The sequence below is a fragment of the Quatrionicoccus australiensis genome (genome assembly GCF_020510425.1).
GTDB lineage: Bacteria > Pseudomonadota > Gammaproteobacteria > Burkholderiales > Rhodocyclaceae > Azonexus > Azonexus australiensis_A.
Genome location: NZ_JAHBAH010000001.1, coordinates 2,572,137 through 2,586,594, shown reverse-complemented (window position 1 = coordinate 2,586,594; position 14,458 = coordinate 2,572,137). Strand labels below are relative to the sequence as shown.

Here is a 14,458-nt window from a genome sequence, read left to right as displayed (position 1 = left end):
CGTTTAGCCGCGGCCTATGCGCGGGTCGATCAGCGGTTGCAGGATGTCCACCAGCAGGTTGAGGACGACGAAGAACATGCAGAGCACGAGGATGGTTCCCTGCAGCAGGGGGATGTCGCGCTGGAAGATCGCGGTATTGAGCAGGAAGCCGGTGCCCGGCCAGGCGAAGACGGTCTCGACCAGGATCGAACCACCCATCAGGTAGCCGATCTGCAGGCCGGCGACGGCGAGCACGGTCGGCGCGGTGTTCTTGGCGATGTGGCGGAAGACGGCGACGCCGGACAGGCCGCGGGCGCGCAGCGCGGTGACGAATTCCTGTTCCAGCATGTCGGCGACCAGGGCGCGTACGGTGCGAGTGATGATGCCCATCGGGATCACCGACAGGGTGAGCGCCGGCAGCACCAGGTGGCGCAGGTGCTCGGCATCCCACAGCCATTCCGAGGAACCGCCGGGGCCGGCGCCCATGGCAGGAAACCAGGGCAGCCAGATGGAGAAGACGATGGTGAGCACGAGGCCCAGCCAGTAGTGGGGAATGCTGACGCCGATCACCGAAATCACGGTGGCGACGCGGTCGATCCAGGTGCCGTGGCGGTAGCCGGCCAGGGCGCCGAGGATGCAGCCGATCAACACGCCGCCCAGCGCGGCCATGCCGGCGAGCAGCAGCGTGTTGCTGACGGCGCTAAGCACTTCGGCGGTAACGGCACGACCGGAGGCGATCGAGGTGCCGAGATCGCCCTGTACGGCGCGCAGTAGCCACAGGCCGTATTGCACCGGCACCGGCTTGTCGAGGCCGTAGGCGCTCTTCAGGGCGACGATGACTTCTTCCGGCGCGTCGGCCGGGGCGATGGCGTTGAGCGGGTCGCCCGGTGCCAGGTAGACCAGCACGAAGGAAACCACCGTCACGCTCAGCGCGATGGGGATGGCGTAGATCAGACGCTTGATGATGTAGGCAAACATGAGGCGCTTTCTTCAATCCGGCCGGGGCCGGTGAATGGCCGGGGCGAACCCCGGCCCGGTGGATCACATGCGGATGGTGGTCAGGTCCTGGAACCAGTGCTGGGCCTGGATGAATTCCTTGACCTTGGGCGAGATGGCGTGCGGATTGACGTCATGCACCACCCACAGCATCAGCGCATCGTCGACCATCGATTGATGCACGAAGGAGAGCAGCCCGTCCTGCTTCTTGGTATCGAAGGTGGTACGAATCTGGTCGATCGCGGCATCGACCTTCGGGTTGTTGTAGCCACCCCAGTTCACGCCGTTCGGCGCGACGTAACGGCTGTCGGCAAAGCGGGTCAGTGCGTAGAACGGGTCGGCGGTAACGTAACCGAGGTTGATCGCGGAGATGCCCTTGCCGGCGTTCATGTCGGCCTTGGCACCGCTACGCCAGTGCAGGTAGAGGTTCTCCAGCTCGACGACTTCGAAAGTCACCTGGATACCGATTTCGGCCAGACTCTGCTGGATGAACTCGTTCATCGGCAAGGACAGCATCTGGCCAGTCCCGCCCTGGGCGATGATGACCTTGGCCTTGAGCGGCTTGGCCTGGCTGTAACCTGCCTGGGCCATCAGGGCACGCGCGGCGGGCAGGTCGTAACCGATCTTGAAGGCCGGCTTGCCGAACCACGGGCTGGTCTGGTCAAGCTGCCCCTTGGCCGGCGTTGCCAGCCCGCTCATCAGGCTGACCACGGCGCTGCGGTCGATCGCCAGGTTGGCGGCCTTGCGCACCCGGATGTCAGTCCATGGCGAGCCGGGCTGGGTCGAGAAGTGATACGGCCAGACATGCGGCGTGACGTTCTGCACCAGCTTGAAGCCGGCCCCCTTCAATTGCGGCAGCACATCGGGCGGCGGCGTTTCGATGATATCGACCTGGCCGTTCAACAGCGCATTGGCGCGGGTCATCGCGTCGGGAATCGGCACCAGCACGATGCGATCCGTCTTGGCCATGCGCGCCTTGTCCCAGTAAGCGGTGTTCTTGACCAGGTCGGCCCGCTCACGCGGCACCAGCTTGTCGAGCTTGAAGGGACCAGTGCCGGACGGCTTGCTGGCGACCTTGTTCCAGTCCTTGCCCATCTTTTCCCACTGCGTCGGGCTGGAAATCAGGAACCACGGCAACTGATAGGGGAACAGCGCGTCGATATCCTTGGTCGTGATTTCGACCGAGTAGTCGCCGACCTTGCGATAGGAGGCGATCGACGGAATGCGCGGGCGCACCTGGGCGCTCTGCTTCGCATCGAACTGCGCCGACTTGTCGGCCAGCACCTTGTCGAGGTTCCAGACCACGGCATCGGCGTTGAACTCGGAACCGTCGTGGAACTTGACGCCCTTGCGCAGCGTGAAGACCCACTTCTTGTTGTCCTTGGCATCGACCTTCCACTCGCTGGCCAGACCCGGCACCAGCTTGCCCGGACGATTGCCGACGTTGGCCTCCCAGGCGACCAGCGGGTCGTACAGGGTGTGGCCGGTGAATTGGTAGGCGCCGGCGCCGCGATCCGGCTGACCGGTGGTCAGCGGGATGTCGGCCATCGAAATGCCATACCTGGCGACAGTTTCTGCATGCAAACCGCTATGCAGGGTGAGCGCCAGGGGAAGCGCCGCCAGCCAGCGTGAAAGCTTGGTAAATTGGGGGTTCATGTAGATCTCCAGAGTGGTGAAAGCACTGAAGAGATTGCATGCAATGTGCCAATTCAAGCGGTTTTTGGAATGTATTTCCTAACGAACTGTTCGGTATAAAAAATTTAATGGATTGTTCTTTGATGCCAAATCGGGAAGAGGGAGCCAGCCTGGAAAAGGCCCTGCGGGATTGCATGCAAAATGCACTCGACCGGGGCATCCCGCCGCAGAAAATGACCAGTTTGGGGCGCTGCAACGGGGGCCGGCAATCATTGCGAATGAGGCAAAGCGTGCTCGCAAAAACGCAGGCGGGTATAACATCCGAAGCATTCCCGGCCCGCCGCCACCGTCGCTCGCCACGTCAGAACACATGGAGTCGTGTATGAAATTTCCCTTGATTGCTATCGCGCTCGGCCTCGCCCTGGCCACCCCACTCACCGGCTGGGCGCAGGCATATCCCAGCCGCGAGTTGCTCAATACACAAAGAAGTGTGATCGGCGAGACGATCAGTTATCCGGGCACCGGGCCGGCCCGGGTCAAGGCCAATATCGTGACCATCGCACCGGGAGCGGAAACCATCTTTCACCGCCATCCGGCGCCGATGTTCGCCTACATTCTCGCCGGCGAACTGACCGTCGATTACGGCAGTTACGGCAAGCGCGTCTATCGCCAGGGCGATGCCTTGATGGAAGCGATGCATGCCGCGCACCGGGGCCTGAATCTGGGCAGCGACGTGGTGCGCATTCTGTCCGTGCATATGGGTGCGGACGGCACGGAAAACGTTGTCCTGGAAAAAACGGAGCAACCGCTCCGTCCAGACAACGCTCAATAGCGGGCGGGTTGGAGCCCGTCCGCGTTGGGCAACTCAGTGCAGCAGATGGGCTTCGAAGGTCGATTCAGCCTGTTCCGGAAAACGGAACTGCGCGAACAGGCGTTGAATTTCGGCAGACTGGACGCCCGGCTTGGCAATGAAGCTGATGCCGATGCGCTGGCCCTGTTGCACCAGCGTGTTGAACGCATAGTGCCATTCGCGCGCTTCTTCGAGACGTTCGATCACTTCGTGTTCCTTGCTGATCGCGACACCAGCGCCTTTGAGTGATTCGATGAAGCGGGTGGATTCGATGTTCGGGTTGTGGATCATGATCTCTTCGCAGATGGTTGGTTGCTATGTCTGCTTAACGATCATCTCCACATTTGCGCTGACGTCTATCGTGTAGCGACGTGTAACGGCACTGTCACCATCGATGACCTCCGCTCAGGCCTCGCGCTCAGGTCTCGTCCTCGTAGCCGTGTTCGGCTTCCAGTTCGTCGGCGAACCTGGCCGCCAGTTCAGCCCGGCCGGCGCAGGTTTCAATGCGCTGCAACAGGCGTTCGAAGGCTTCGTCGTCGATTTCGCCGGCAGCACGATTGACTGACAGGACATAGACCAGGAACTCGATGTTCTCGAGATCCTCGGGGCAGCCCGGCGTCTTGCCCAGGGCCGAGGCGAGCGCGTTGGCCAGCGACTTGCCCTCGCCCTGCGCGGGTTTGGGTGCCAGGTCGCGGTGTGCGGCCTGCACGATCCGGAGCATGTCCGGGTGATCTTCCGGGAGCGTCTGTTCCATGGTGCGGGATTCCGGTGAGGGGCGGGAGCGAAGAGAGAAGTAGCGGGCAGGAATCAGCTTCCTGCCGGCGCGTTCAGCGACCGGTCGCCTGCTTGCGTTCGAAGGCGATCGAGCGGGCCAGCCAGGCCGACCACGCGGCCATGGCCGGCGGGTAATTGCTGTAACCCTGGCTTTCGATGTCGGCGTCGAGCACGGACTGGATTTCGGACGACATGGAGAGCGCGGGGTAACGGTAACGACGTTTGGCAATTTTCATGATCTGGCTTGGTGATATTGGTCAGCAGGGCGTGAACTTTACCTGCATTGCACGCCCGCGTCAGTCATCAGCGGATTTTTGCGCTCCATTTGAGCAGCGCCTGCATCTGCTCGGCGAGCAATTGCTGCAGGCGGGCGTCGGTCAGGTTGCCGTCGGCGTCGAAGGCACCGGCGAAGGCATTGGCAAAGACTTCCGGCTTGTTGAGCGGATGCAGGTCGAGAAAGACGCAGACCTGGCGCAGGTGGTACTGGGCGCGCGAGGTACCCATGCCGCCGCCGGCGCCCATGATCGCCACCGCCTTGCCGGCGAGCAGCGCGTTGTCGGGTTCGCGCGAGGCCCAGTCGAGAATGTTCTTCAGGGCCGGCGCCAGCGAGTAGTTGTACTCGGGGCAGGCGAGGACCAGCGCATCGGCAGCACCGATCTGCGCCAGCACGCGCGCCACGGCCGCCGGCTTTTCGCCGAGATCGGCGTTGTAGAACGGCACGTCGGACAGATCGGCAAGATCCATGCTGACATCGGCCGGCAGAGCCGCCTGGGCGGCCCTGAGCAGGCCCTTGTTGGCGGACTTTTGCCGCAGGCTGCCGGCCAGGCCGAGTAGTTTGATCGCCATCGTTTTCTCCTTGTGACTATTGCTAGTGGATGCTGCACAGCCATCAGAACCACCCTGCCGTGCTTCGTGCCGTGAAAAACGGGCAAATCGGGCCGTCGACCGCTAAGGGCTGCCGCGACTGGATTTGAAGCCATATAATCGTCCGCTTGGCCGGCCGCTGGCAAGTTCAACGGCCGGGCCGTGAACCGCCCGCCGCCTTCGGGCGCGGACAGAAGCGCCGGATGGCGCTTCTTGCCAAAGGATGAACCACATGCACATGCACGCTTCCCGGGCCGCCGCCCTCCTCCTTGGCCTCGGCCTGCTTGCCGGCTGTGCCTCGCAACCGGCACCAGCCCCGGCGCCCGAACCGGTCGTCGCCCCCAGCCCGGCAACGCCGCCTGCCGTCAGCAACGAGGCGAAAGCCGAGGTGACGCTCGATGAAGAGATGAACGTCTTTTTCATGCTCGCTTCCAGCACGCTGAGCCGCGACGAAAAGGACAAGCTGCGCCGGCACGCCGCCCGCCTCAAGGAAGACGGCGAACAGATCGTGACCCTGGTCGGCCACACCGACAACACCGGCAGCCGCGCCTACAACCTGGCGATCGCCGACCAGCGCGTCAATGCAGTCGCCCGCTACCTGAAAGCGCTCGGCGTCCCGACGCGCCAGGTGCGCAAGGGTTTTGCGCCGCGCGAGCAGACCGCGCCCACCTGCAAGAGCTCGGCCTGCCTGCAGAAGATGCGTCGCGTCGAGCTGATCTTCGCCGCCGGCTGAGCCGCTACGCCTGGCTGCGGCTCGCCAGCCAGCTGCGCCAGCCGGCAAAGTGCGTGATGTCCTCGGCGCCATCCAGGCCGGCGCTTTCGCAGACGAAACCGCTGACCTGGCTGCCGTCGGCGAGCTTGACCTTGCCGATGCCGAGCGGCGCCGGGATGCCGGCCACGAAGCTGCCGAATTCGCGGGCCGGCAGCTCCCAGATTTCCATCTCGATCGCGGCGCCGCCGCTGGCGACACGGAGCATGCCCGGACGTAGCGGTGGACCACCGGCCAGGGCATAAAACCGGTATTCCGGCGCCGAACGGACCGCGCCGATCAGACGGCCACCGCGCTGGGTCAGTTGCCAGTTGAGCGGCAGGCCGGACAGGTGCGCACCGCACACGGCGACGCGCAGCATGCCGTCGGGCACACCCGGCGCGGCAATTTCGCCCGTTGGCAGCGGTTGACCGCTGGCGCCGAGCGGCAGGCCGCTCTCCTGCTGCCAGCGGTTCGCCAGTTCGAGCAGCGGCAGATCCTGGAAGGCCGGCGCGAACAAGGTCACGCCGAACGGTAGGCCGTCGCTGCGCATGGCGGCCGGCACGGCGACCGCGGCGTAGTCGAGCAGGTTCATGAAATTGGTGTAGTAGCCAAGATCGGTGTTGATGCGCAGCGGCTCGGCCTCGACCGCGGCGATGCTCGGATGCAGGCCGGCGGTCGGCGTGATGACCAGATCCACGTCCTGCCAGACGGCATCGCAGCGGCGCTTCAAGGCCTTCAGGCGGTAGGCCGCGTCGAAGGCTTCGACCGCCGTCGCTTTGGCGCCGCCCAGCGTGATTTCACGCGTTACCGGGAAGACCGACTCGGGCTGGCGCTCGATGAAATCCTTGATCGCGTGGTAACGCTCGGCGACCCACGGCCCGCCGTAGAGCAAGCGCGCGGTTTCGAGAAAGGGCGAAAAATCGAGGTCGACCGGTGTACCGCCGAGCGCGGTCAGGCGCGCCACGGCGGCGTCGAACAGCGCCGGGTTTTCGGCATCGCCGAAGAAAGCGAGCTGCTCGCGGCGCGGCACGCCGAAGCGGAACGGCGCCCCGGCCGGGAAGCGCCGGCCGTGCGGCGCGAGCGGCCGGCTGTAGGCGTCCTCGGCATCGAAGGCCTGGGCGACGGCGAAGACGGCGGCGGCGTCCGCAGCGGTCAACGTGAAAATCGACACCGAATCCAGCGAGCGGCAGGCCGGCACGACGCCGCGCGAGGACAGCACGCCGCAGCTCGGCTTGAGCCCGATCAGGTTGTTGAAGGCAGCCGGCACGCGGCCGGAGCCGGCGGTGTCGGTGCCCAGCGAAAAACTGACCTGGCCAGCGGCGACGGCGACCGCCGAGCCGGAACTCGAACCGCCGGAAATGAACTCCGGCTTGAAGGCATTGCGGCAGGCGCCGTAGGGCGAGCGCGTGCCGTTCAGGCCGGTCGCGAACTGATCGAGGTTGGTCTTGCCGAGCGGGATCGCACCAGCGGCGAGCAGGCGCGCGACGACGACCGCCGAGTCGGCCGGGTCGTAGGCGTAGTCGGGACAGCCGGCCGTGGTCGGCAGGCCGGCCAGGTCGATGTTGTCCTTGACCGCGAAGGGCACGCCGTAGAGCGGCAGGCTGGCCGGATCGACGACATCGAGCGCGGCGGCGCGGGCGAGCAGTTCGCTGCGCGGCAGCAGGCTGATCCAGGCGCGGTGATCATCGGCTGCGGCCAGATCGTGCAGGTGGGCGAACAGCGCCGACGGCTTGAGGCCGGCGCGGTAGGCGGCGGCCAGCGTGGCGAGATCGAGGCTGGCAGGCAGAGTGGTGGCGTTCATCTCAGTTCTCCGTGGCAGCTTGCAGTACGAGCAGGTCCTGACCGGAGGCAACCGGCGTCGCCTCGCGGCTGAAAACCTGCAAAATTTCACCGTCGACCGGTGCGAGGATGGAAAACTCCATCTTCATCGACTCGACGATGACCAGCGTCTCGCCGGCCTTGACCTGCTGGCCGGGCTCGACCAGCACCTTCCAGACATTGCCCGGCACCTCGCTGGCGACCAGGCGCGCGCCCGGCGGCAGGTCGAGTTCGGAATCCGGCGCCGCCGCGGCGATGTCGGCCTCGCTGATGTAATCGGCCTGACCGGCCGCCTTCCAGCGCTCGCGCTCGGCCTCGAAGGCAGCCTGCTGCTTCGCCTTGAATTCGCCGATCGGCGCCGCGTTGTCGGCCAGGAAACGGCGGTAATCGGCGAGCCGGAACGTGCCTTCCTCGATGCGCAACGAGGCGCGCCCGGCGACAAAGTCCTTGCGCAGTTGCAGCAGCTCGGCCTCGCTCACCGGCACAAAACGCACCTGGTCGAAGAAGCGCAGCAGCCACGGCTTGCTGAATTCCCTGGTTTTCTGCCAGCGGTTCCACATCTGCACGGTGCGCCCGACGAACTGGTAGCCGCCGGGGCCTTCCATGCCATAGACGCACATGTAGGCGCCGCCGATGCCGACCGCGTTTTCCGGCGTCCAGGTGCGGGCCGGGTTGTACTTGGTGGTGACCAGGCGATGCCGCGGATCGACCGGCGTCGCGACCGGCGCGCCGAGATAGACGTCACCCAGGCCGAGCACCAGGTAGCTCGCCTCGAACACCGTGTTGAACACCTGCTCGACCGAATCCAGACCATTGATGCGGCGGATGAACTCGATGTTGGACGGACACCAGGGCGCGTCCTTCCTGACCGACTGCATGTACTTCTCGATCGCCAGCTTGGTCGCCGGGTCGTCCCAGGACAGCGGCAGGTAGACAGTGCGACTCGGCACTTCCATGTCGTCGACCGCCGGCAACAGGTCCTCGGCGGCGACCAGCGCGGCGAGCAAGGCGGCGCGGTCGGTGCGGCGCGCGTCGAAATGCAGTTGCAGCGAGCGGATGCCCGGCGTCAGGTCGATGATGCCCGGCTGCGGGTTCGCTTGCAGCCAGTTGATCAGCGCCTGAACGCGGAAGCGCAGTTCGATGTCGAGGACCAGCGGGCCGTATTCGACCAGCAGGTAGGCATCGCCGGCCTGGCGATAGACGACGCGCGGCCGGTCGCCGGCGGCCGGCAGGTCGGCCAGGACCGGCGTCGTGATGCTCTCCGGTTCGGCGACGAGCGGCGCGGCCAAAGCCGCCCCCGGCGTGCGCAAGGCAAGATCGGCATTACGCAGGCGCTGCGCGGCACTCACCGCGCTGACCGGCACGAAGCGCAGCGTATCGCCCGGACGCAGCTGGCCGAGCTTCCACAGGTCGGCCTGGATGACCACGGCCGGGCAGACGAAGCCGCCCAGGCTGGGGCCGTCCGGCCCGAGAATGACCGGCATGTCGCCGGTGAAGTCGATGGCGCCGATTGCGTAGGCGTTGTCGTGGATATTCGACGGGTGCAGCCCGGCCTCGCCGCCGTCGGTGCGCGCCCACTGCGGTTTCGGGCCGATCAGGCGGACGCCGGTGCGGCTCGAGTTGTAGTGGATTTCCCAGTCGGTCGCGAAGAAGGTCGCGATGTCGGGATCGGTGAAGAAATCGGGCGCACCGTGCGGGCCGTACATGACCGCGATTTCCCAGTGGTGGCCGTAGTCCGGCGCAGTGTAGGCCGGGGTTTCTGCCGGCAAGGTACTGCACGGCGTGACGTGCAGCACGTCGCCCAGACGCAAGGTGCGGCCGGCATGGCCGCCGAACTGGCCAAGCGTGAAGGTGGATTTGCTGCCCAGGTAATCGGGCACGTCGAAGCCGCCGGCAATCGCCAGGTAGCTGCGGCAGCCGGCATCGCTGACCGCGCCGATGCGCAGGACCGAACCGGCCTTCGCGACATGCGCCTGCCAGAAGGCGAGCGGCTGGTCGTCGAGGGTCGCAGCGGTCGACGCGCCGGTCAGGGCAAAAACCACGTCGCAGTTGAAGCGCAGGCTCGGGCCACTCATCGTGCATTCGAGGCCGGCCGCGCCTTCCGGATTGCCGACCAGACGATTCGCGGCGCGCAGCGCGAGGTCGTCCATCGGGCCCGAGGGCGGCACGCCGACATCCCAGTAACCGACGCGGCCCGGCCAGTCCTGCACCGAGGTCTGCACGCCGGATTCGAGCACGTCGATGGTATTCGGGCGATAGTGGAAGGCATTCAGGTAGCGCGTCGTCTGGCGACCGGCGCGGAACACCTCGCCGTCGAGGATCTGGCGCAGGTAGGCAAGATTGGTTTCGATGCCATGCACGCGCGTCGCGTCGAGCGCGGCAATCAGCTGGTCGGTCGCCGCTTCGCGGCTCGCCGCATGAACGATGATCTTGGCGACCATCGGATCGTAGTACGGCGGCACTTCCGAGCCGGTGGCGACTGCGGTCTCGACGCGCACGCCGTCCGGGAAAACGATTTCGCTGAGCAGGCCGGAGGACGGCTGGAAGCTCTTGGCCGGGTCTTCGGCATAGAGCCGGACCTGGATCGAGGCGCCCTGCGGCGCCGGTGCGGCAGCCGGCAGTTCGAGATCGCCGGAGGCAAGACGGACCATCCATTCGACGAGATCGACGCCGGTCACTTCCTCGGTGACGCCGTGTTCGACCTGCAAACGCGTATTCACCTCGAGGAAATAGAAGGCGCCGCTGTTGGCGTCCATGACGAATTCGACGGTGCCGGCCGAGCGGTAGGCGACCGATTCCATCAGGCGTACGGCGGTCGCTGCCAGGCTGGCGCGCTGTTCGGTCGACAGGCCGGGCGCCGGTGTTTCCTCGATCACCTTCTGGTTGCGGCGCTGCACCGAGCAGTCGCGCTCACCCAACGCCAGCACGCGGCCGGCGCCGTCGCCGAAGACCTGCACCTCGATGTGGCGCGCCGCTTCGACGTATTTTTCGAGATAGATGCCGGCTTCCTTGAAATTGGCCCGCGCCAGGCGGTCGACCGATGCGTAGGCTTCGCCGAGTTCGTCCTCGGACCAGATCAGGCGCATGCCGATGCCACCGCCGCCGGCCGTGCTTTTGAGCATCACCGGGTAGCCGATGCGTGCCGCTTCGGCGCGCGCGTGCCCGACGTCGGCGAGCAGGCCGCTGCCCGGCAGCAGCGGCACGCCGGCTTCTTCGGCCAGTTCGCGCGCCGTGTGCTTGAGGCCGAAAGCGAGCATCTGCGCCTTGGTCGGGCCGATGAAGGCGATACCGGCGGCGGCGCAGGCATCCGAGAAATCCGGGTTCTCGGAGAGGAAGCCGTAGCCGGGATGGATGCCCTGGGCGCCGGTCTGCTGCGCCGCGGCAAGGATCTTGTCGGCGCGCAGGTAGCTCTCGGCGGCCGGGGCCGGGCCGATGCAGACGGCCTCGTCGGCCAGCGCGACGTGCAGGGAATTGGCATCCGCTTCGGAGTAGACCGCAACGGAAGCGATGCCGAGTTTCTTCAGCGTGCGGATGACGCGGCAGGCGATGGCGCCGCGGTTGGCGATGAGGACTTTGCTGAACATGGTGTTATCTCGCTAGAGCGCGGGTCGTCCCGCTTTCTTCTTGTTCCGCCCGGGTCGTCCCGGGGGCCGGCGCAGCCGGAGCGCTGAGTCTTGCGTCAGTCCCAGATCAGCAGGCGGACCGGCGTCGGGTTGTAGGCGTTGCAGGGATTGTTCAGTTGCGGGCAGTTCGAGAGCAGCGCCCAGACATCCATCTCGGCGCGCAGCTCGACATACTTGCCGGGACCGGACACGCCGTCGGCGAAAGTCAGCTGGCCGTCGGCGGTGACCGGCACGTTCATGAAGAAGTTGATGTTGGGCACGATGTCGGCCTTGTCCAGCCCGGCATCCGAGTTCTGGATGGCCTGCAGGTAGTTGTCGCGACAGCTGTGCATGAACTTCTTGGCGAGCGCATAGCGCACCGTGTTGCTCTCGGCGGCGCAGGCGCCACCGACCGTGTCGTGCCGGCCGCAGGTGTCGGCGACGATGGTCAGCAGCGGCCGGCCCTCGTTGCTGCGCAGCACCGAACCGGTGGTCAGGTAGATGCCGCCCTGGCCAAGGATGGTGTTGCTGACGCTGTAATGCTCGGCGGTGTCGTGCCGGTTGTAGAAGATGATGTCGGCGGCCTGGTTGCCTTCGACATCGACGATGCGCAGGGTCTGGCCCTTGCGGATTTCATGCAGCCAGGGTTCGCCAGACGGCAGCGTGACGTCGTAGACGGCGGCGGCCGGGTCGAGCGGGCTTTCCTGGATGCGCATGGCGGTGGCGGTCATCGCGGCTCCTCAGATCAGGTATTGCATATCGCTGTTGTGCAGCGCGCGGGCACCTTCCGGGCGGAAGGCGCGGCAGTAGTCGTCGGCCGCGGCAGGGCCGGAACGCCAGGCGGCGACGCCGACCGGGGCCGGTGCGTAGCCCGGGCGCGGATCGAGCGGATGCGGCGCCGCCGAGACGGCGACGATGACGTCCATGTCGAGGCGCAGATCGACGTAGTCGCCGGCCTTGGCGTGGTTCTCGGCGAAGGCGAAGCGGCCTTCGGCATCGACGCTGACCTTGCTGAAGAAATTGACCGGCGCCACCAGGTCGCGCCGGCCGAGGCCGTACTTGCCGATCTCGATCAACAGGCCGTCGCGCCCGGAGCGGTACATGCCGTTGCGGAACTGCTGGTAATTGTGATCACCGTACTTGGCGTGCAGCCGCTCGGCGTCGAGCAGCAGGCCGAGCGGGTCGTGCCAGCCCAGGCTGTCGGCGGTAATCGAGGCCAGGGAACAGCCCATGTCGCTCATCAGCACGTGGCCGCGCGTGAAGTGCGCGGTGTGCTGCGCCTTCAGCGTGTCCGGCGGGTTATAGCGCTCCAGCTTCTGGCGCGCGTTGTAGAGCACCAGCGACAGGTTGGCGCCGGCATCGAGTGCGGTCAGGCGCAGCGTGACGCCGCGCGGCAGCAGCCACGACCAGTGGCAGCCGCCGGGAATGACGTCGGAGAAAAGCACCCGGTCGACCTCCAGATCGGGGGCAAATTGCTGCCAGCGCTGGTCGATATCGACCGCGGCGCGGGCTTTCTGCAAAGCGGTGTTCATGCGTTTTCCTCCACGGCAGCCTGCGCCGACAGGCGTTCAAGCTGCTCGAGATCGGTTTTCATGCCCGAGGTCTCGCGGATGCGGTCGAGAATCTCCCGCTTCAGCGTCAGAAACTCGGGGGCAAGTTTCATGTCCTGCTGCCGTGCGGCCGGCAGCGGCACCTCGTACACCGTGTCGATGCGACCGGGGCGCGGCGCCATCAGCACGATGCGCTGGCCAAGGTAGATCGCCTCCTCAACGTCGTGCGTGACGAAGACGATGGTGCTGCCCTCGATGCGATGCACATGCCGGATCAGGTCGTGCATGACCTCGCGCGTCTGCGCATCGAGTGCGCCGAAGGGCTCGTCCATGAGCAGAATGGGCGGCCGGCTCATCAGGGCGCGGGCGATCGCGACGCGTTGCTGCATGCCGCCCGACAACTGATTGGGATAGGCATGCGCGACGTGCGCCAGGCCCATCAGGCGCAGCAGCGCGTCGGCGCGGCCGGAGGCCTTCTCGACGTCGGCATCGGTGCGGTTGGCGATGTGCGCCTTGAGCTGGCGGCAGAACTTGATGTTCTCGATCACCGTCAGCCACGGGTAGAGGCTGTAGTGCTGGAAGACCATCGCCCGCTCGACGCCGGGCCCGGCGATCGGCCGGCCATCGACGGCAATCGCGCCGACGCTGACCGTTTCCAGGCCGCCGATCATGCGCAGCAGCGTGGATTTGCCGCAGCCGGAGGCGCCGACGAAGGTCACGAACTCGTTGCGGCCGATCTGCAGGTCAGCATTCTGCAAGGCGGTGATTGCCCCCGGCCCGCGCCCGAAGGTCTTGCCGACGCCGCGGATTTCGATGCTGGCGCTCATGAACGACCTCCATTCAGGTAGGGAAAGGCCTTGCGATGGATCAACCGGAAGCTCTGGTCGATGACCAGGCCGATCAGGCCGATCATCAGGATGCCGGCGAAGATCTTGTCGGTCTGCAGGAAGCGCTGCGCCTTGAGCACGGCGTAGCCGAGCCCGGAGTTGGCGGCAACCAGCTCGGCGACGACCAGGTAGGTCCACGCCCAGCCCATGGTGATGCGCAGGGTGTCGAGCAGGGCCGGCTTGGCTGACGGAATGATCACCTTGTCGACGATCTCGCCGCGCGTCGCGCCCATCGTCTGCGCCGCCTCGATCTGCGCCAGCGGCACGCGCCGCACATCCTCGGCGACCATCAGCACCATCTGGAAGAAGGTGCCAATGAAGATGATCGCCACCTTCGAGCCTTCGTCGATACCGACCCACAGCATGACGAGCGGAATGAAGGCGACGGCCGGCATGTAGCGGATGAAGTCGGTGAGCGGCTCGAGCAGCGCCTGCACGGCACGGTAGGTGCCGATGTAGAGGCCGATCGGCAGCGCGAACAGGGCGGACAGCGCCCAGCCCGCGACGACGCGCCAGGTACTGATCGCGACGTCGTGCGCCAGGTCGTCTTCGGTCGCCCAGGCGAGCGCCCGCTTGAGCACGTCGAGCGGCCCGGGCAGGAAGATCTTGTCCACCCCGTCCAGGCTACCCAGCAGGCCCCAGGCGAGCAGCGGCGCAACCAGCCCGGCCACGGCCAGCAGCCAGTACTGGCGCCGGTCGATGGCGGTGCGGATCTGCCACAGCGAACTGCCGCGCGAAGTCCGGCTCATCGC

14 protein-coding genes are annotated in these 14,458 nt (G+C 66.1%); 2 read left to right on the top strand and 12 right to left on the bottom strand.

All coding sequences use genetic code 11. The features are described from left to right. Positions 1-3: 3 nt before the first annotated feature. Both KIG99_RS12445 and KIG99_RS12440 read right to left on the bottom strand, forming a co-directional pair. On the bottom strand, positions 4-957 hold the full coding sequence (locus KIG99_RS12445; RefSeq protein WP_226460443.1) for an ABC transporter permease: 954 nt from the start codon (positions 955-957) through the stop codon (positions 4-6). Between the two features lie 63 nt (positions 958-1,020). Next, positions 1,021-2,631, bottom strand: a complete 1,611-nt coding sequence (locus KIG99_RS12440) for an ABC transporter substrate-binding protein (protein WP_226460442.1) — start codon at positions 2,629-2,631, stop codon at positions 1,021-1,023. Between the two features lie 361 nt (positions 2,632-2,992). Here KIG99_RS12440 and KIG99_RS12435 point away from each other — a divergent pair, with 361 nt between their 5' ends. Continuing rightward, positions 2,993-3,442, top strand: a complete 450-nt coding sequence (locus KIG99_RS12435) for a cupin domain-containing protein (RefSeq protein WP_226460441.1) — start codon at positions 2,993-2,995, stop codon at positions 3,440-3,442. A 33-nt stretch (positions 3,443-3,475) separates the two neighbouring features. Here KIG99_RS12435 and KIG99_RS12430 read toward each other — a convergent pair whose 3' ends face one another. The 4 genes from KIG99_RS12430 to KIG99_RS12415 form a co-directional block, all read right to left on the bottom strand. Beyond that, complete coding sequence (locus KIG99_RS12430; protein WP_226460440.1) at positions 3,476-3,751, bottom strand: hypothetical protein; 276 nt, start codon at positions 3,749-3,751, stop codon at positions 3,476-3,478. A gap of 127 nt (positions 3,752-3,878) precedes the next feature. Beyond that, a complete protein-coding gene (locus KIG99_RS12425) occupies positions 3,879-4,214 on the bottom strand; it encodes a hypothetical protein (RefSeq protein ID WP_226460439.1) in 336 nt (111 codons plus the stop codon). A gap of 73 nt (positions 4,215-4,287) precedes the next feature. Further along, a complete protein-coding gene (locus KIG99_RS12420) occupies positions 4,288-4,470 on the bottom strand; it encodes a hypothetical protein (protein ID WP_226460438.1) in 183 nt (60 codons plus the stop codon). Between the two features lie 67 nt (positions 4,471-4,537). Then, a complete protein-coding gene (locus KIG99_RS12415; RefSeq protein ID WP_226460437.1) occupies positions 4,538-5,080 on the bottom strand; it encodes an NADPH-dependent FMN reductase in 543 nt (180 codons plus the stop codon). A 250-nt stretch (positions 5,081-5,330) separates the two neighbouring features. On the opposite strand from KIG99_RS12415, the gene KIG99_RS12410 reads away from it, so the two are divergent. After that, positions 5,331-5,831, top strand: coding sequence for an OmpA family protein (locus tag KIG99_RS12410; RefSeq protein WP_226460436.1), 501 nt, complete (start codon positions 5,331-5,333; stop codon positions 5,829-5,831). Positions 5,832-5,835: 4 nt separating this feature from the next. On the opposite strand, the gene atzF is transcribed toward KIG99_RS12410, so the two are convergent. The 6 genes from atzF to KIG99_RS12380 form a co-directional block, all read right to left on the bottom strand. Continuing rightward, on the bottom strand, positions 5,836-7,650 hold the full coding sequence (gene atzF / locus KIG99_RS12405) for an allophanate hydrolase (RefSeq protein WP_226460435.1): 1,815 nt from the start codon (positions 7,648-7,650) through the stop codon (positions 5,836-5,838). Position 7,651: 1 nt separating this feature from the next. Beyond that, positions 7,652-11,251, bottom strand: a complete 3,600-nt coding sequence (uca, locus tag KIG99_RS12400; RefSeq protein ID WP_226460434.1) for an urea carboxylase — start codon at positions 11,249-11,251, stop codon at positions 7,652-7,654. 95 nt (positions 11,252-11,346) lie between these two features. Beyond that, positions 11,347-12,000, bottom strand: coding sequence for an urea amidolyase associated protein UAAP2 (locus tag KIG99_RS12395; RefSeq protein ID WP_226460433.1), 654 nt, complete (start codon positions 11,998-12,000; stop codon positions 11,347-11,349). A gap of 9 nt (positions 12,001-12,009) precedes the next feature. Next, a complete protein-coding gene (locus KIG99_RS12390) occupies positions 12,010-12,801 on the bottom strand; it encodes an urea amidolyase associated protein UAAP1 (protein WP_226460432.1) in 792 nt (263 codons plus the stop codon). Continuing rightward, positions 12,798-13,646, bottom strand: coding sequence for an ABC transporter ATP-binding protein (locus KIG99_RS12385; RefSeq protein ID WP_226460431.1), 849 nt, complete (start codon positions 13,644-13,646; stop codon positions 12,798-12,800). Before KIG99_RS12385 ends, KIG99_RS12390 begins: the two co-directional genes overlap by 4 nt. Further along, positions 13,643-14,455: an ABC transporter permease gene (locus KIG99_RS12380; protein ID WP_226460430.1), complete on the bottom strand. Its 813-nt coding sequence runs from the start codon at positions 14,453-14,455 to the stop codon at positions 13,643-13,645. The genes KIG99_RS12385 and KIG99_RS12380 overlap by 4 nt, the downstream gene beginning before the upstream one ends. Between the last annotated feature and the right edge of the window lie 3 nt (positions 14,456-14,458).